We start from the raw sequence: 17,230 nt of genomic DNA, 5'->3' as shown, positions 1-17,230 counted from the left end.
ATCGGTGGAGCTGCATGACAAAGTCATCGGGCATTATCTGAACATAAAACACTATCAATAAGTTGGAGTCATTACCCCAATAAAAATTAATTGTAAGTTAAGGTATAGGTGCTGTTAGTTTTCACATGACCAGAGGTCACGGTGGCATTAGCATCAGACTTCACATAAGATGCTTTTAAATGGAAGTTCGCAACATGAGTGGTGGTGTCGAATGCTTCAGTGATCTGGTTGCTCGGGTTATTCACTTCGACCAGATTCAGTGCTCCAGTATTATTTACATGGTGCAGAGCGATATCGACATTACCTGCTGGATCCTGAACTGAGCCGTCATTACTCAAAGTACCCTGGTTAGAGTTATGGTACATAGAACTGAAACTCATGACTGCGTTTTGAGCCGTTGCATTACCTGTCGCACAATCAACTTTAATATTAATATCTTCCGGGAACCCACCTGCAGCAGTTTTGCTCATTGCCGGGACATCAGCAATTTGTGCAGTCTGTAGCATAACCGTAACGTCTTTACCGCCACCATTTATTGTCGTTACACAAGTACCAGCGGTAACAAAACCACCGATATTCAACTGCCCACCGTCAACACCAGCCATTACTGAACCGGCTGAAAGGGAAGATGCTGCTAATACGATGGCAAGTAGCTTTTTGTTCATTAAAATTCTCCATAAAAAAAGAGAGACGAATCAATAACAAATATTAATTTATTGTTATTCTACGTCTTCCAAAAACGCGGCAGAGACTAGCAATATAAGGATGAAAATAAAAATTGATGGTGTGAATTATTTGGGGTGATTTATTGATTTACCTTCACTTGCATTCATCATTTGAATAGCTATTTATTTTAGAGCAAGCGGTTAGGTGAGTATAAGAGTGTTTATAAGGGTGGCTTGATTGTTAACTCATTGATTTTTTTAATTTTATTATTTTTCTTGTGATTGATTGTGGTGTGTCATTTTTATTATATATATATTTTAGTGTGTCATTTTGTATGCATTAGTTTTTCTGTATTTACATATTAGATTATCTTAATATAAAGTTTAATATTATTAATATGTACGTTAATTTTCATGTGTTTTTTTTGCCCATTTGTGCCTTTCTTGGGGGGATCTCACTTTTTTTTGATCTTAATTATCTAAAAGAAGAAAGGAATTTTAACCATAAAGATTATGACTGGCATATCAGAGGCAAGAACCAGGTTACTGATGCGTATTTCACTACGCATACTAGCTTGAATAATTAGAAAGGGGAGGGTGATTACCAGCGTGGTAAGGGACAAGAAGCATTGCTCGTTAATAAACTTTGCAATGTCTCTCCATCAGGGAAAATTAATTCCGGCGCAATCTCAAACAGCGGCCACAGCATAAATCCACGATTTTTCATATCGTAGTGCGGAACGGTCAGGCGCTCGGTGTTAATCACCTGATTGCCAAACAACATAATGTCTAAATCGAGCGTGCGCGGCCCCCAGCGTTCGGCTTTACGGACGCGACCTTGCTGCAATTCAATACGCTGTGTGTGATTGAGTAACTCTTCGGGCGCGAGTGCGGTTTCCAGCGCCACGGCGGCGTTGAGGTAATCAGGTTGATCCTGCGGCCCCAGCGGTGGGGTGCGGTAAAACGAAGAAACGGCAAGAATGCAGCTTTCAGGGATATCACCGATTGCTTTCACGGCAGCATTGACCTGCTCCAGTGGAGAGGCCAGATTGCTGCCTATGGCAATATACGCCACTGTCATGCGGTGCCCTCACGACGCGGCGCGCGTTTGCGTGGGCGACGAGTACGACGACGCGTTGACGGTTCCTCGTCCAGTTCGTTAAGCATCCCTTTTTGATCCGGCGGCGCGGAAACCTGGAACTCACCCCACCATTTCACCAGACGTTGCAGTTCAGCGTTACGCTCAACTTCAGCTCGCAAGGCCAACAGGTCGTAAGCCGCACGGAACTTAGGATGCTCCAGCAGCTTCCACGCACGTTTACCCTGACGACGAGACATACGCAACTGTAGCTGCCAGATGTCGCGCGTTAAGGTAGTAAGACGTTTCGGGATCGCCAGTGAACGGCAGGCTTCGTCCAGCACATCGTTCATCGCCAGTGCGAAAGCGTCGTGATAGGTCAGGCCACTCTCCTGAGCGATCTTCTGTGCCGTCTCCAGCAGCGGATACCAGAACATGGCGGCAAACAAGAACGCCGGGTTCACACGCATATCGTTATGGATACGCGTGTCGGTATTCTTCAGTACCTGCTCAATAATGCGCTCCATCGGACTGTCGCCATTTTCCGTGAAGTAACGGGTAATGGTCGGGAACAGCGGCTGGAACAGATGATATTCACACAGCAGTTTATAGGTTTCGTAACCGTATCCCGCTTGTAGCAGTTTAAGAGACTCTTCAAACAGGCGTGCCGGAGGAATATCGTTCAATAAGGTAGCGAGGCGGGGGATCGGTTCTGCGGTTTCTGGGCTGATGCGCATCCCCAGTTTTGCAGCAAAACGTACCGCGCGCAGCATCCGTACCGGATCTTCACGGTAGCGCGTTTCCGGATTACCAATCAGACGGATAACGCCGTCTTTCAGATCCTTCATGCCGCCAACGTAATCGCGAACAGTAAAATCCGCGACGCTGTAATACAGGCTGTTGATAGTGAAATCGCGGCGTTGGGCGTCTTCTTCGATGGAACCGAAAATGTTGTCGCGTAGCAACATGCCGTTTTGCCCGCGTTGGGAGGTTGTGCGGTCGCTGACGTTACCTTCGTGGTGTCCACGGAAGGTTGCGACTTCGATAATCTCCGGGCCAAACATCACGTGAGCAAGACGGAAACGGCGACCCACCAGGCGGCAGTTACGGAATAGTTTACGCACCTGCTCAGGCGTAGCGTTGGTGGTCACGTCAAAATCTTTCGGCTTTTTGCCAAGTAACAGGTCGCGCACGCCGCCGCCAACCAGCCAGGCTTCGTATCCCGCTTTATTGAGCCTGTACATTACCTTCAGGGCATTTTCACTGATATCTTTGCGGGAGATAGCATGTTGCTCACGCGGGATCACCGTTACCTGGGGACGGGCGGCAGCCTGTTCAGCTTCGCTTTCCTCGCGGCTTAGCACCTTGCGGCAAAAATTAGCGACTCGGGTAAAAATAGTACACCTCGGTAGTGTCAAACATCATTCAGGACAAAAAAATAGCGGCTAATCATAGCTCAGCATGACGCATTTGAGAATGTTGAATTTACAATTGCCGACTCAGGCACGGCGGTCAGCGTCCAGTTTTTGACGGCAGACTGAAGGATTTGCTCGACGCTGAAATCCTGCCAGTGTGTTTCTGTCTGCTGACCCAAAAATTGAAGCGCGGCGATTAACACCGGGCGCGGATCGCCTTTCGGTAACGCAGGCGCATGATTCTGCTTGGAAAGTTTAGCGCCTTGTGCGTTAAGTGCCAGCGGCAAATGAATGTAATCTGGCACTTGCCAGTCAAAAAGCTGGTACAGCGAGATTTGTCGCACCGTCGGTTCGATCAAATCTGCGCCACGGACAATTTCGCTCACGCCCTGGAAGTGATCGTCAACCACCACCGCCAGGTTATAGGCGAACAAACCATCACGGCGATGAATAATAAAATCTTCCCGCGCCAGTTTTTCGTCGGCGTGAATAATACCGCGCAACTGATCGGTAAACTGGATGACCGGATGCTGCTGGCGGATGCGTACTGCGGCGTTTTCTGAACCATGATGTAATTCACGGCAATGACCGTCGTAAATACCGCCAATGCTGTGAATACGCGCACGCGTACAGGTGCAGTAATAACTTAGCCCTTGCTCACGTAACCAGACGAGTGCTTCACGATAGGCGTCATGACGTTGCGATTGCCAGAGAACATCGCCGTCCCAGTGCAGACCGTAATGTTCCAGCTGGCGCAGGATAGTCTCTGCGGCACCGGGAACTTCACGAGGTGGATCGATATCTTCAATACGAACCAGCCAGCGACCTTGCCGGGCGCGTGCCTGTAGATAACTGCCAAGCGCGGCAATCAGAGAGCCAAAATGAAGCTCGCCGGAAGGAGAGGGGGCGAAGCGACCAATATAGTGAATGTCTGTCATCTCGTTGAACAAAAAATAAGGCGGGAGCATTTCCCGCCTGTGGTAAACGTGATGGAACGGCTGTAATTAGCCAGCCATCTGTTTTTCGCGAATTTCAGCCAGCGTTTTGCAGTCGATGCACAGATCGGCTGTCGGGCGCGCTTCCAGACGACGAATACCAATTTCAACACCGCAGGATTCGCAGTAGCCGAAATCTTCGTCTTCCACTTTTTTCAGCGTCTTCTCGATCTTTTTGATCAGCTTACGCTCGCGATCGCGGTTACGCAGTTCGAGGCTGAACTCTTCTTCCTGGGCTGCACGGTCTACCGGGTCCGGGAAGTTGGCTGCTTCATCCTGCATATGTGTAACGGTGCGATCGACTTCATCCCTGAGTTGATTACGCCATGCTTCCAGAATACGACGGAAGTGCGCCAGCTGGGCTTCATTCATATACTCTTCGCCCGGCTTCTCCTGATATGGTTCCACCCCAGCGATGGCGAGAATACTCAGGGACGATGTTTTACGGTTTTGCCCTTCTTGCATGTTGCTTCTCCTTAACACGCACTATCGATCCCCATGTTCGGGGGAAAAATGAGGCCGCTATAAATAGCAGATGCTTTTCCGGATAGCAATTATCTAAACGTAACACTTGACAACTGTGTGAGGAAAAGCGTATTTGCGCACGCGACCAGAATGTAAATTAACCAGTTACTTACTTTACTACAATGTAACCGGCAGTGATTTTTTAAGAGCCATGCCTTCAGCAGAAAGTTCCGCTTTATAAGCCAGAATTTCCACCCCCTTTTGTTGAGCCTCTGACAATAGTTGCGCGTATTTCTCATCGATGTGGCGCGCGGGTGAAAACCGTGTAATGGCTGAATGCAGCACGGTAAAAAAAATCACTGCACGCTGACCTTCAGCTGCTACGCTCATCAACTCCCGAAGATGTTTCTGACCTCGTTCAGTGACTGCATCGGGAAAGTATCCCTGTTCATTTTCCGCTAACGTAACCGATTTCACTTCAATATAGCAGTCAGGTCGAAACCTCGCCTGTAACATGAAGTCAATACGACTGCGCTCGGCGCCGTATTTTACTTCGCTTTTCAGCGAGCTATAGCCTGACAGTTCCGAAATATCCCCATTGAGGATAGCCTCTTTCGTCAATCTGTTTGCCCAAAGTGTATTGACGCAAATAAATGCACCGCTTTGGCTTTGGGTCAATTCCCAGGTGTGCGGATATTTCCGTTTTGTGTTGTCGGAAGTGGAATACCAGACGGTATCGCCAGGCGTTGCACAACCGGTCATCGCACCAGTATTAGGGCAGTGTAGCGTTAATTCGCGACCATCGGGTGTGATCACATCAGCTAAAAAGCGTTTATAACGCTGAACCAGCGTGGCGCGTTGTAGAGGGGGTGAAAATTTCATTGTGACAACCCTTGTTATTGCGTCAGTGTCCAGCGTTTTAGCGGCGTGTAGCGTGTGCGCCCACGGGCAAACGAGGAGGCGTAAAGAGTGAACTCCGTCACCGTATATGACCAGTTAAAACCTGGCGGCGGGATTGTCACCGCCTCGCTGGCGTCGCGCAATAAGGTGATATGCGGATGAAACGGTCGATTGCTTTGAAAACAACCACTGCGGGCGGCCTGCGAACGGAGCATATTTGCTAACTGGATTAAGCCGCGCGGTGGCTGACGCATCCCTAACCACACCACGCGCGAACGCAGCCACTGACCGGCGTCATCAAGCGTCAGAGTGAATCCCGGTTGACGAATCCGTCCGGCTAAAAGAGAAAGCGCCTTCTCTTTCTCTGCGCTCACTTCGCCTAAAAACGCCAGCGTCAGATGCAAATTTTCGGCGGCAACCGGACGCCCGGCTTCAGGCGGAAATTGTGCGGCGCGCCAGTGGATAATCTGCTCGCGAATTTCTGCGGGTAAGTTGATGGCAAAGAACAGCCGTTGCGGTTCAGACATGTGAGGTACTCGGTTATGAATTACCGCGATGCTACAATGTGGCGCGAAGAATGTTAACCCTCAGGAGCGTTTTGTGTCGTCGTTGCCCGTTGCTGCCGTCTTACCTGAATTACTTGCTGCTCTTGATACCGCACCGCAGGTGTTATTAAGCGCGCCGACCGGAGCCGGGAAATCGACCTGGTTGCCGCTGCAACTGCTGGCGCATCCAGGCATTAACGGAAAAATTATCCTGCTGGAGCCACGGCGTCTGGCGGCACGTAACGTTGCGCAACGACTGGCGGAGCTGCTTAACGAAAAGCCTGGTGACACGGTTGGCTACCGGATGCGTGCGCAAAACTGCGTGGGGCCGAATACCCGACTGGAAGTGGTTACGGAAGGCGTGCTGACGCGCATGATCCAACGCGACCCAGAGCTGAGCGGCGTCGGTATGGTGATCCTCGATGAATTTCACGAGCGTAGCTTGCAGGCGGATTTGGCGCTGGCACTATTGCTGGACGTGCAACAAGGGCTGCGCGATGACTTAAAACTGCTCATTATGTCGGCCACGCTGGATAACGATCGTTTGCAACAAATGCTGCCGCAAGCGCCGGTTATTGTTTCCGAAGGACGTTCGTATCCAGTAGAACGTCGCTATTTGCCGTTGTCCACACATCAACGCTTTGACGAGGCTGTCGCGGTTGCTACCGCCGAATTGCTGCGTCAGGAAAGCGGATCATTACTCTTATTTTTACCCGGCGTCGGAGAAATTCAGCGCGTTCAGGAACAACTGGCTTCGCGCATCGGCAGTGATGTGTTGCTCTGCCCGCTGTATGGCGCGTTGTCGCTGAACGATCAGCGAAAAGCGATCCTTCCGGCACCGCAAGGAATGCGTAAAGTGGTGCTGGCAACCAATATCGCTGAAACCAGTTTAACCATCGAAGGTATTCGCCTGGTGGTGGATTGTGCCCAGGAGCGTGTAGCGCGCTTTGATCCGCGCACGGGGCTTACGCGATTGATTACTCAACGCGTTAGTCAGGCATCAATGACGCAACGCGCCGGGCGTGCCGGGCGTCTGGAACCGGGTATCTGTCTGCATTTAATCGCCAAAGAACAAGCAGAACGCGCTGCCGCGCAAAGTGAACCGGAGATCTTACAAAGCGATCTCTCCGGTTTGCTGATGGAATTACTGCAATGGGGATGCAGCGATCCGGCGCAGATGAGTTGGCTTGATCAACCGCCAGCGGTGAATCTACAGGCCGCGAAACGGCTGTTAGGGATGCTGGGGGCACTGGACGGCGAACGGCTTAGTGCGCAAGGGCAAAAAATGGCGACACTGGGTAACGATCCACGTTTAGCGGCAATGCTGGTGAGCGCGAAGAGCGACGATGAAGCCGCAACCGCCGCAAAAATTGCTGCCATTCTCGAAGAGCCGCCACGGATGGGGAATAGCGATCTGGGTGTGGCGTTTTCGCGCAATCAACCGGCCTGGCAGCAACGCAGTCAACAGTTATTAAAACGCTTAAATGTGCGTGGCGGCGAGGCAGACAGTTCGCTTATCGCGCCGTTACTTGCTGAGGCGTTTGCCGATCGCATTGCTCGTCGTCGTGGGCAAGAAGGGCGCTATCAGCTGGCGAACGGCATGGGAGCGATGCTGGACACCGATGATGCCTTAAGCCGCCATGAATGGCTGGTCGCACCGTTATTATTGCAGGGCAGCGCCTCGCCGGATGCGCGAATTTTACTGGCGCTACCGGTCGATATCGATGAGTTAATACAGCGTTGTCCGCAGCTATTACGGCAGTCTGATACCGTTGAATGGGACGATGTGCAAGGCACACTAAAAGCCTGGCGTCGGTTGCAGATGGGTCAGCTCACAGTAAAAGTACAGCCGCTGGCGAAACCGTCGGAAGATGAATTACATCATGCAATGCTCAACGGTATTCGCGATAAAGGTCTCAGTGTACTTAACTGGACACCGGAAGCGGAACAGCTACGTTTGCGTTTGCTGTGTGCTGCGAAGTGGCTACCGGAATATGACTGGCCAGCGGTTGATGAGGCAAATTTGCTGGCGACGCTGGAAGCGTGGTTGTTGCCACATATGAGCGGTGTACATTCACTGCGTGGCCTGAAATCACTCGATATTTACCAGGCGCTGCGCGGGTTACTTGATTGGGGAATGCAGCAACGGCTGGATAGTGAACTTCCTGCGCATTACACTGTGCCGACGGGAAGCCGGATCGCCATTCGTTATCATGAAGATAACCCGCCCGCGCTGGCGGTGAGAATGCAGGAGATGTTTGGCGAGGCCACCAATCCGACGATCGCCCAGGGGCGCGTGCCGCTGGTGCTGGAGTTGCTTTCACCCGCCCAAAGGCCGCTGCAAATCACGCGTGATTTAAGCGCCTTCTGGCAGGGGGCGTATCGCGAAGTGCAAAAAGAGATGAAAGGGCGTTATCCCAAACATGTCTGGCCGGACGACCCCGCCAACACCGCGCCGACGCGCCGGACGAAAAAATATTCGTAAAACGGGTATGGGCAGTCCCCTCGCCCCTATGGGGAGAGGGATAGGGTGAGGGGTAATGTGCGCGCTGATGCCCTCACCCCGACCCTCTCCCACAGGGAGAGGGAGAAAAGCAATTTTGAGAGATATCTTCTTCTGTCTTGCAACGGAAGAACAGAAAATCGGGCTTTTGCGCCTGAATATTGCGGAGAAAAAGTATGGCCGGGAATGACCGCGAGCCAATTGGACGCAAAGGGAAACCGACGCGTCCTGTCAAACAAAAGGTAAGCCGTCGTCGTTACGAAGATGACGATGATTATGATGACTATGAGGATGAAGAACCGATGCCGCGCAAAGGTAAGGGCAAAGGGCGTAAGCCTCGTGGTAAACGCGGCTGGCTCTGGCTGCTACTGAAACTGGGCATCGTATTTGCGGTGTTAATCGCCGTTTACGGGGTTTATCTCGATCAAAAAATTCGCAGCCGTATTGATGGCAAGGTCTGGCAATTGCCAGCGGCAGTTTATGGTCGGATGGTAAACCTTGAGCCAGACATGACTATCAGCAAGAACGAGATGGTGAAACTGTTAGAGGCGACCCAATATCGTCAGGTGTCGAAGATGACCCGTCCTGGCGAATTTACCGTGCAGGCTAACAGCATTGAGATGATCCGCCGTCCGTTTGATTTCCCGGATAGTAAAGAAGGGCAGGTGCGTGCGCGCCTGACCTTTGATGGCGATCATCTGGCGACCATCGTCAATATGGAGAACAACCGTCAGTTCGGCTTCTTCCGTCTTGATCCGCGCCTGATCACCATGATCTCCTCGCCAAACGGTGAGCAGCGTCTGTTTGTGCCGCGCAGTGGATTCCCGGATCTGCTGGTGGATACCTTGCTGGCGACGGAAGACCGTCATTTCTATGAGCATGATGGGATCAGCCTCTACTCAATTGGGCGTGCGGTGCTGGCAAACCTGACCGCCGGTCGCACGGTGCAGGGGGCGAGTACGCTGACGCAACAGTTGGTGAAAAACTTGTTCCTTTCCAGTGAGCGTTCTTACTGGCGTAAAGCGAACGAAGCTTATATGGCGCTGATCATGGATGCGCGTTACAGCAAAGACCGCATTCTTGAGCTGTATATGAACGAGGTGTATCTCGGTCAGAGCGGTGACAACGAAATCCGTGGTTTCCCGCTGGCGAGCCTGTACTACTTTGGTCGTCCGGTGGAAGAGTTGAGCCTTGACCAGCAGGCGCTGTTAGTCGGTATGGTGAAAGGCGCGTCAATTTACAACCCGTGGCGTAACCCAAAACTGGCACTGGAGCGACGTAATCTGGTGCTGCGATTGCTGCAACAACAGCAGATTATTGATCAAGAACTCTACGACATGTTGAGCGCGCGTCCGCTGGGCGTTCAGCCGCGCGGTGGGGTAATCTCTCCACAGCCTGCTTTTATGCAACTGGTACGTCAGGAGCTGCAGGCGAAACTGGGCGATAAAGTGAAAGATCTCTCCGGCGTGAAGATCTTCACTACCTTTGACTCGGTGGCTCAGGACGCGGCAGAAAAAGCTGCCGTGGAAGGTATTCCGGCACTGAAGAAACAGCGTAAGTTGAGCGATCTGGAAACGGCTATTGTGGTTGTTGACCGCTTTAGCGGTGAGGTTCGTGCCATGGTCGGTGGTTCGGAACCGCAGTTTGCGGGTTATAACCGTGCGATGCAGGCGCGTCGTTCGATTGGTTCACTGGCAAAACCAGCGACTTATCTGACGGCCTTAAGCCAGCCGAAAATCTATCGTCTGAACACGTGGATTGCCGACGCCCCCATCGCGCTGCGTCAGCCGAACGGTCAGGTCTGGTCACCGCAGAACGATGATCGTCGCTATAGCGAAAGCGGCAGAGTGATGCTGGTGGATGCGTTGACCCGTTCTATGAACGTGCCAACGGTAAATCTGGGGATGGCGCTGGGGCTGCCTGCGGTTACGGACACCTGGATTAAGCTGGGCGTGCCGAAAGATCAGCTGAATCCGGTTCCGGCTATGTTACTGGGGGCGTTGAACTTAACGCCAATCGAAGTGGCGCAGGCATTCCAGACTATCGCCAGCGGAGGTAACCGCGCACCGCTTTCTGCACTGCGTTCAGTGATTGCTGAAGATGGTAAAGTGCTCTATCAGAGTTTCCCGCAGGCGGAACGCGCTGTTCCGGCGCAGGCGGCGTATCTGACATTGTGGACCATGCAGCAGGTTGTACAACGCGGTACGGGTCGTCAGCTTGGGGCGAAATATCCAAATCTGCATCTGGCAGGGAAAACAGGGACTACCAACAACAACGTTGATACCTGGTTTGCGGGCATTGACGGCAGCACGGTGACCATCACCTGGGTTGGCCGCGATAACAACCAGCCAACTAAACTGTATGGCGCCAGTGGGGCGATGTCGATTTACCAGCGTTATCTGGCGAACCAGACGCCAACGCCGCTGAATCTTGTACCGCCGGAAGATATTGTGGATATGGGCGTGGACTACGACGGTAACTTTGTTTGCAGCGGTGGTATGAGAACCTTGCCAGTATGGACCAGCGATCCTGATTCGTTGTGCCAGCAAAGCGAGATTCAACAGCAGCCGTCGGGCAATCCGTTTGATCAGTCTTCTCAGCCGCAGCAACCTGCGCAACAGGAGCAGAAAGACAGCGACGGCGTAGCAGGCTGGATCAAGGACATGTTTGGCAGTAATTAACGTTCTCAGGCAGTAATGCGTTGATACTAATGGCAGGTTCTCTGTTGATACAGGGAACCTGCTAAATTTAGTGGGATGCAAATATCAGAAGAAATTGACCTGTTTAATATTCAACGCAATGAATTTAAATATTTTTTGCGTGAAACATTCTTCCTTTGATGCCAACAGACATCCTCTCAGAATAGTCGATGAAAGCGTATCGACACAGCCTTTGCCGGACTTAATGAGAAAGCGAATCAAAAAGGTAAATAGTGAATGACTATAGCAGTGCACGCTAATGAGGTATCTCTCAACGTTGTTATTGGTATTAATGAGGGGGGCAAAAGATGATGCGCTCTGGTCAGCAAGTATCACATCCTGAGAATCACTATCAGGCATTATTGCAGGAAATTATGGCATTAAGTGGCCTGGATCCGAAAGGCGTGGCGCAGTATCTCGGCACTTCTTACATTTCAGTTGCTCGCTGGATTCGCGGGGATATTGAACCCAGTGCCGATACGATAAAAGAATTGCATGAGCTACTTGCGAAGCTCAATGCGGGTCTGGCGATCGATCTTGCGAATCTGAATACGACACGAACATTCGCCTCTCGTGGGATACGTAAAAAAACGACAGCCGACAAATATGAAGGCACGATTGTGCTGCGCGATGAGCCGGGGCTGCCTCTGCTCTCCCGACTTAAAAAAGGAGAACTTTGGGGCAATGGTGAATACCTGTTGGCTGAAATTCTTTCATCGCATTCTGAAGCTGCGCAGACCGTGAAAGAGGCTGTGGCGGAGGGCGTTTCAGCAGGAAAGAATACGTATACTTATGACGCGCATACATATCACACCAAAGTTCCGCCTCAAGGGATTGCCCAGGTGCTGCAAAAATATTTGCCCGAAGGCGGACTGGTGCTTGATCCCTTTGCGGGAAGCGGTATGACAGGGGTCGCGGCACTGACGACCGGTCATGATGTCATTCTCAATGAACTGTCACCTGCAGCCAGTTTTATCGCTAATCGATTTACATCGCAATGCGATCCCGCTGCGCTCGCGGCGGCGGTAAAAGTAGTTACTGAGAGTCTGGAGGATCTGCGTAAAACCCTTTACACAACGCAATGCCGTACCTGTGGAAAAGAGGCAGAGTTGCTCTTTACTGTCTGGTCATACAAAGTCATTTGCAGCGAGTGTAGTAAGGAGTTTGTGCTTTGGGACGAATGCCGTAGCTACGGTAACACTGTGCGCGAACATAAATTTTTGCGCGAGTTCCCGTGCCCTTATTGTCATCATCAGGTCAAAAAATCGCGCCTTGCCCGAACGACGCCAGTGCCGGTTCTCGTGGGGTATAAATGCTGCGGTAAAGCTCAGTCCGAGGTGCCGCCTGTGGAGGCCGATCTCAAGCTCATTGCCGCAATTGACGCAGGCAAATATCTTGCTGAGGGGTTCATCCCGGATTTCGATCTACCAGATGGAGTGAATCTGGCACAGCCCAAGCGTCATGGCCTGACTAACATAAAGCATTTTTATACTGCCAGAAATCTGGCGGCGATGAGCCAGTTGTGGAAAGCGATTCATCGCGTTGAAGATACCAATATTGCCGCATTTCTCGGCTTTGTTTTCACTTCGCTCTATCAGCGTGTGACCCGGCTTTCTGAGTACCGTTTTTGGGGCGGCAGCGGTAATACGGCAAATTTTAATGTCCCGTATATTTTCAATGAAGCGAATATCTTTTTGACCTTCGAACGCAAGGCCAGATCAATTATTGATCACCTTGAAACCACGGCTAAAGCCTACGTTGGTCGTTGTCAGGTTAAAACGGGTTCTGCGACCGATCTTTCGTTTCTGCCGGATAATAGTGTTGATCTGATTTTCACCGATCCGCCGTTTGGAGCCAACATTAACTATAGCGAAATGAATATGTTGTGGGAGTCCTGGTTAATGTCCTATACGGATGCCACGGATGAAGCCATAGTTAATCGCGTACAAAAAAAGGATGCCAACAGATATCAGGAATTAATGACGCAGAGTCTGGCTGAAAGTTATCGTGTGCTAAGACCAGGACACTGGATGGTGTTGGTATTTATGAACTCTTCGGAGGACATCTGGAATCGTCTGCGTAATGCAGTGCTGGATGCTGGTTTTACCATTGAAAGGATCGATATTTTCGACAAGCAGCATGGTACGTTTAAGCAATTTGTTAGCGATAACACCGCAGGTGCTGATCTCATGCTGCATTGTCGTAAAGTTGAAAATGGCAACAAGCAGGAAGTGTCAACGGCGGAGGCGAAAACCATTTCAGTTAAGGAATTCCTGAGCCAGCGAAATGGTACGATCCCCGTGCTTCCTTATCTGCACGTTAAACGTGAGGCTGATATTGATTATCGCACTCTCTACAGCGAATATCTGGCTGAAAGTCTTTTACTGCATGGGAAAATGTTGGACTTCGCGACCTTCAGGTCTCAGGCAATTGCTCTTTTGGAAGGTAATAAGGATCCGTTGTAATGGCATACTTACAAGCATTTACTGATACTGAAAAGGTATTTGCTAAACGGTGGTTGGCAACTCAGGTTGCCGCCATGATGGGCAGAAAGCTGGAGGAAGGTGACTGGAGTCGCGTTTACTGCCTGGCAAAAAATATTCCTGATGGTGGCTGGAGCAATTTACATATTGATGTCAATTATCAGGGATTGGGGCTGGAGATGAAACTCTTGCGCATAGCAGGCCTGCGTGACAGACCGATCAAGTCAGTCTGCGGCACTACGCTTATGCACCCGGCTGCAACGCGTTCGATCCGTATTGATGATACCACTCGTGATGCTAACGACGTGATGCATGACGTCTTCCAGCAATACGCAGAGCTTATAGAACGTCGAACGCAAACGGTAAGAGATGCCGCACCTCATAAGACCCCTGATATGCGTACAGGCTGGCTACTATGGGAGGATAGTCTGACGGAATTCCTCTATTTTGAAGAGCGGATGATCCCGCCAAATCCGGAGCAGTACACAGCGGTATGGAATGTTACTCCAGCTAAAGGGGCACGTAAGGCCAGCAAAAGTTTGTGGATATATGACCGGGATACAAAGCAGAAACGCTATTCCGTGACGACCAGTGCGGGTATCAAGATCCAGCCATATTTTGACGTGCCGCTGCCGTCAGACGAGAACCTTTGTTATTTTCGCGTGCAGAGTGAACCGGTGAATGAAGAGATCGTCCGCATGTGGGTTTCTGCCTCCACCGCTCAGGCACTAAAAAGCCGTCTGGGTTCGCTCGACACTGCCACCATGAATGAAGCAATTTTCCGTGCCATTGAACAGAGTGAGAACAACACTCAGGCGCCGGAAGTTGATGAAGGACTGGCGGTTTCTATAGATATCAGTAAACAAGCGCACGTTCAGCTTGCGGAAGCCTGGGAGACCGTGAGCGATGAGCATCGCGCGCAGCTTCTTCTGAAAGCGTTATCCTGACGCGGCTTGTATAGACTGGGGAATAAATCACTACGCCTTGTGGAATGAATGAACACAGGGCGTAGATAAGTCAATATCAGTAACATCCCGCCTAAACAATTAACCCTTTCTTTTCATCTGATTGTTTATTGACCCTTCAGGGGCGCGCATATTGCGTACCGCTTGCGAACCCGTCAGCCTTTCGAATATTATCTTATCTTTATAATAATTATTCTCGTTTACGTTATCATTCACTTTACATCAGAGATATACCAATGGCGCGTTACAAAACTGCTCAGCCAAAACACTCGCTGCGTAAAATCGCAGTTGTAGTAGCCACAGCGGTTAGCGGCATGTCTGTTTATGCACAGGCAGCGGTTGAACCGAAAGAAGACACTATCACCGTTACCGCTGCACCTGCGCCGCAAGAAAGCGCATGGGGGCCGGCTGCAACTATTGCGGCGCGACAGTCCGCTACCGGCACCAAAACAGATACGCCGATTCAAAAAGTGCCCCAGTCTATTTCTGTTGTGACCGCCGAAGAGATGGCGCTGCATCAGCCTAAGTCAGTAAAAGAGGCGCTCAGCTACACGCCAGGTGTCTCTGTTGGTACGCGTGGCGCATCCAACACCTATGACCACCTGATCATTCGCGGTTTTGCGGCAGAAGGCCAAAGCCAGAATAACTATCTGAATGGCCTGAAGTTGCAGGGCAACTTCTATAACGATGCGGTCATTGACCCGTATATGCTGGAACGCGCTGAAATTATGCGTGGCCCGGTTTCCGTGCTTTACGGTAAAAGCAGCCCTGGCGGCCTGTTGAACATGGTCAGCAAGCGTCCGACTACCGAACCGCTGAAAGAAGTTCAATTTAAAGCCGGTACTGACAGCCTGTTCCAGACTGGTTTTGACTTTAGCGATGCACTGGATGACGACGGCGTTTACTCTTATCGCCTGACCGGTCTTGCGCGTTCTGCCAATGCTCAGCAGAAAGGGTCAGAAGAGCAGCGTTATGCTATTGCACCGGCGTTCACCTGGCGTCCGGACGATAAAACCAATTTCACCTTCCTTTCTTACTTCCAGAACGAGCCGGAAACCGGTTATTACGGCTGGTTGCCGAAAGAGGGAACCGTTGAGCCGCTGCCGAATGGTAAGCGTCTGCCGACGGACTTTAACGAAGGGGCGAAGAACAACACCTATTCTCGTAATGAGAAGATGGTGGGCTACAGCTTCGACCACGAATTTAACGATACCTTTACCGTGCGTCAGAACCTGCGCTTTGCGGAAAACAAAACCTCGCAAAACAGCGTTTATGGTTACGGTGTCTGCTCCGATCCGGCGAATGCTTACAGCCAACAATGTGCGGCATTAGCGCCAGCGGACAAAGGCCATTATCTGGCGCGTAAATATGTCGTTGATGATGAGAAGCTGCAAAACTTCTCTGTTGATACCCAGCTGCAGAGCAAATTTGCCACTGGCGATATTGACCACACCCTGCTGACGGGTGTTGATTTCATGCGTATGCGTAACGACATCAACGCCTGGTTTGGTTACGACGACTCCGTACCGCTGCTCGATCTGTACAATCCGGTGAATACCGATTTCGATTTCAATGCGAAAGATCCGGCAAACTCCGGCCCTTACCGCATTCTGAATAAGCAGAAGCAAACGGGTATTTACGTTCAGGATCAGGCGCAGTGGGATAAAGTTCTGGTCACCCTGGGCGGTCGTTATGACTGGGCGGATCAAGAATCTCTTAACCGCGTTGCCGGGATGACCGATAAACGTGATGACAAACAGTTTACCTGGCGTGGTGGTGTTAACTACCTGTTTGATAATGGCGTAACACCTTACTTCAGTTATAGCGAATCGTTTGAACCTTCTTCCCAGGTCGGAAAGGATGGTAATATTTTCGCACCGTCTAAAGGTAAGCAGTACGAAGTCGGCGTGAAATATGTACCGGAAGATCGCCCAATTGTGGTGACGGGTGCACTGTATAATCTCACCAAAACCAATAACCTGATGGCGGACCCTGAGGGTTCCTTCTTCTCGGTTGAAGGTGGCGAGATCCGCGCACGTGGCGTAGAAATCGAAGCAAAAGCGGCGTTGTCGGCGAGTGTTAACGTAGTCGGTTCTTATACCTACACCGATGCGGAATACACCACCGATACTACCTATAAAGGCAATACGCCTGCGCAGGTGCCAAAACACATGGCTTCTCTGTGGGCTGACTACACCTTCTTTGACGGCCCACTTTCAGGTCTGACACTGGGCACCGGTGGTCGTTATACAGGCTCCAGCTATGGTGATCCGGCTAACTCCTTTAAAGTGGGAAGTTATACGGTCGTGGATGCGTTAGTGCGTTATGATCTGGCGCGAGTCGGTATGGTTGGCTCCAACGTGGCGCTGCATGTTAACAACCTGTTCGATCGTGAATACGTCGCCAGCTGCTTTAACACTTATGGCTGCTTCTGGGGCGCAGAACGTCAGGTCGTTGCAACCGCAACCTTCCGTTTCTAATTTCTCTTTTGGGGCACGGATTTCCGTGCCCGTTTCA

The 17,230-nt window shown here is 51.0% G+C and carries 13 protein-coding genes; 6 read left to right on the top strand and 7 right to left on the bottom strand.

The window, feature by feature from the left end; translation table 11 throughout:
* Nucleotides 1-61, top strand: a 61-nt coding sequence (locus FC814_RS23495; protein ID WP_071528444.1) for an IS1 family transposase, incomplete at its 5' end; no start/stop codon positions are given.
* A 25-nt stretch (nt 62-86) separates the two neighbouring features.
* Here FC814_RS23495 and FC814_RS11785 read toward each other — a convergent pair.
* The 7 genes from FC814_RS11785 to thpR form a co-directional block, all read right to left on the bottom strand.
* Nucleotides 87-665: a fimbrial protein gene (locus FC814_RS11785; RefSeq protein ID WP_001035567.1), complete on the bottom strand. Its 579-nt coding sequence runs from the start codon at nt 663-665 to the stop codon at nt 87-89.
* Nucleotides 666-1,266: 601 nt separating this feature from the next.
* Complete coding sequence (gene folK, locus FC814_RS11780; protein ID WP_000215154.1) at nt 1,267-1,746, bottom strand: 2-amino-4-hydroxy-6-hydroxymethyldihydropteridine diphosphokinase; 480 nt, start codon at nt 1,744-1,746, stop codon at nt 1,267-1,269.
* The gene (gene pcnB, locus FC814_RS11775) at nt 1,743-3,140 is read right to left on the bottom strand and encodes a polynucleotide adenylyltransferase PcnB (RefSeq protein WP_204116109.1); all 1,398 of its coding nucleotides are present in this window, start codon (nt 3,138-3,140) and stop codon (nt 1,743-1,745) included. Before pcnB ends, folK begins: the two co-directional genes overlap by 4 nt.
* Before the next feature lie 59 nt (nt 3,141-3,199).
* A complete protein-coding gene (gluQRS, locus tag FC814_RS11770; protein ID WP_170967947.1) occupies nt 3,200-4,096 on the bottom strand; it encodes a tRNA glutamyl-Q(34) synthetase GluQRS in 897 nt (298 codons plus the stop codon).
* A gap of 66 nt (nt 4,097-4,162) precedes the next feature.
* Nucleotides 4,163-4,618 (bottom strand): RNA polymerase-binding protein DksA, encoded by a 456-nt coding sequence (gene dksA, locus FC814_RS11765; RefSeq protein ID WP_001155227.1) that lies wholly within the window; start codon nt 4,616-4,618, stop codon nt 4,163-4,165.
* A 177-nt stretch (nt 4,619-4,795) separates the two neighbouring features.
* On the bottom strand, nt 4,796-5,500 hold the full coding sequence (sfsA, locus tag FC814_RS11760) for a DNA/RNA nuclease SfsA (protein WP_137325971.1): 705 nt from the start codon (nt 5,498-5,500) through the stop codon (nt 4,796-4,798).
* 14 nt (nt 5,501-5,514) lie between these two features.
* Nucleotides 5,515-6,045: an RNA 2',3'-cyclic phosphodiesterase gene (gene thpR, locus FC814_RS11755; protein ID WP_137325970.1), complete on the bottom strand. Its 531-nt coding sequence runs from the start codon at nt 6,043-6,045 to the stop codon at nt 5,515-5,517.
* A gap of 73 nt (nt 6,046-6,118) precedes the next feature.
* On the opposite strand from thpR, the gene hrpB reads away from it, so the two are divergent.
* From hrpB to fhuA, 5 genes are all read left to right on the top strand, one after another.
* Nucleotides 6,119-8,548: an ATP-dependent helicase HrpB gene (gene hrpB, locus FC814_RS11750; RefSeq protein ID WP_137325969.1), complete on the top strand. Its 2,430-nt coding sequence runs from the start codon at nt 6,119-6,121 to the stop codon at nt 8,546-8,548.
* Nucleotides 8,549-8,742: 194 nt separating this feature from the next.
* Entirely contained in the window at nt 8,743-11,247 is a 2,505-nt protein-coding gene (gene mrcB / locus FC814_RS11745; RefSeq protein ID WP_000918200.1) for a bifunctional glycosyl transferase/transpeptidase, read from the top strand.
* Between the two features lie 392 nt (nt 11,248-11,639).
* Nucleotides 11,640-13,730 carry a DNA methyltransferase gene (locus FC814_RS11740; protein ID WP_286135984.1) on the top strand — a complete coding sequence of 697 codons (2,091 nt, stop codon included), beginning with the start codon at nt 11,640-11,642 and terminating at the stop codon, nt 13,728-13,730.
* On the top strand, nt 13,730-14,695 hold the full coding sequence (locus tag FC814_RS11735; protein ID WP_000323819.1) for a hypothetical protein: 966 nt from the start codon (nt 13,730-13,732) through the stop codon (nt 14,693-14,695). Before FC814_RS11740 ends, FC814_RS11735 begins: the two co-directional genes overlap by 1 nt.
* A 254-nt stretch (nt 14,696-14,949) precedes the next feature.
* Nucleotides 14,950-17,193: a ferrichrome porin FhuA gene (gene fhuA, locus FC814_RS11730; RefSeq protein WP_137325968.1), complete on the top strand. Its 2,244-nt coding sequence runs from the start codon at nt 14,950-14,952 to the stop codon at nt 17,191-17,193.
* The last annotated feature ends 37 nt before the right edge of the window (nt 17,194-17,230 follow it).

Source organism: Escherichia sp. MR, assembly GCF_005280595.1.
Classification (GTDB): Bacteria; Pseudomonadota; Gammaproteobacteria; order Enterobacterales; family Enterobacteriaceae; genus Escherichia; species Escherichia ruysiae.
This window is presented reverse-complemented; position numbering and strand designations above follow the sequence as displayed.

What these genes read in the sequence shown, in the direction of transcription:
- thpR (WP_137325970.1), bottom strand. Translation starts at nt 6,045, where the DNA reads ATGTCTGAACCGCAACGGCTGTTCTTTGCCATCAACTTACCCGCAGAA.
- dksA (WP_001155227.1), bottom strand. Translation starts at nt 4,618, where the DNA reads ATGCAAGAAGGGCAAAACCGTAAAACATCGTCCCTGAGTATTCTCGCC.
- folK (WP_000215154.1), bottom strand. Translation starts at nt 1,746, where the DNA reads ATGACAGTGGCGTATATTGCCATAGGCAGCAATCTGGCCTCTCCACTG.
- sfsA (WP_137325971.1), bottom strand. Translation starts at nt 5,500, where the DNA reads ATGAAATTTTCACCCCCTCTACAACGCGCCACGCTGGTTCAGCGTTAT.
- FC814_RS11735 (WP_000323819.1), top strand. Translation starts at nt 13,730, where the DNA reads ATGGCATACTTACAAGCATTTACTGATACTGAAAAGGTATTTGCTAAA.
- fhuA (WP_137325968.1), top strand. Translation starts at nt 14,950, where the DNA reads ATGGCGCGTTACAAAACTGCTCAGCCAAAACACTCGCTGCGTAAAATC.
- FC814_RS11785 (WP_001035567.1), bottom strand. Translation starts at nt 665, where the DNA reads ATGAACAAAAAGCTACTTGCCATCGTATTAGCAGCATCTTCCCTTTCA.
- FC814_RS11740 (WP_286135984.1), top strand. Translation starts at nt 11,640, where the DNA reads ATGGCATTAAGTGGCCTGGATCCGAAAGGCGTGGCGCAGTATCTCGGC.
- mrcB (WP_000918200.1), top strand. Translation starts at nt 8,743, where the DNA reads ATGGCCGGGAATGACCGCGAGCCAATTGGACGCAAAGGGAAACCGACG.
- gluQRS (WP_170967947.1), bottom strand. Translation starts at nt 4,096, where the DNA reads ATGACAGACATTCACTATATTGGTCGCTTCGCCCCCTCTCCTTCCGGC.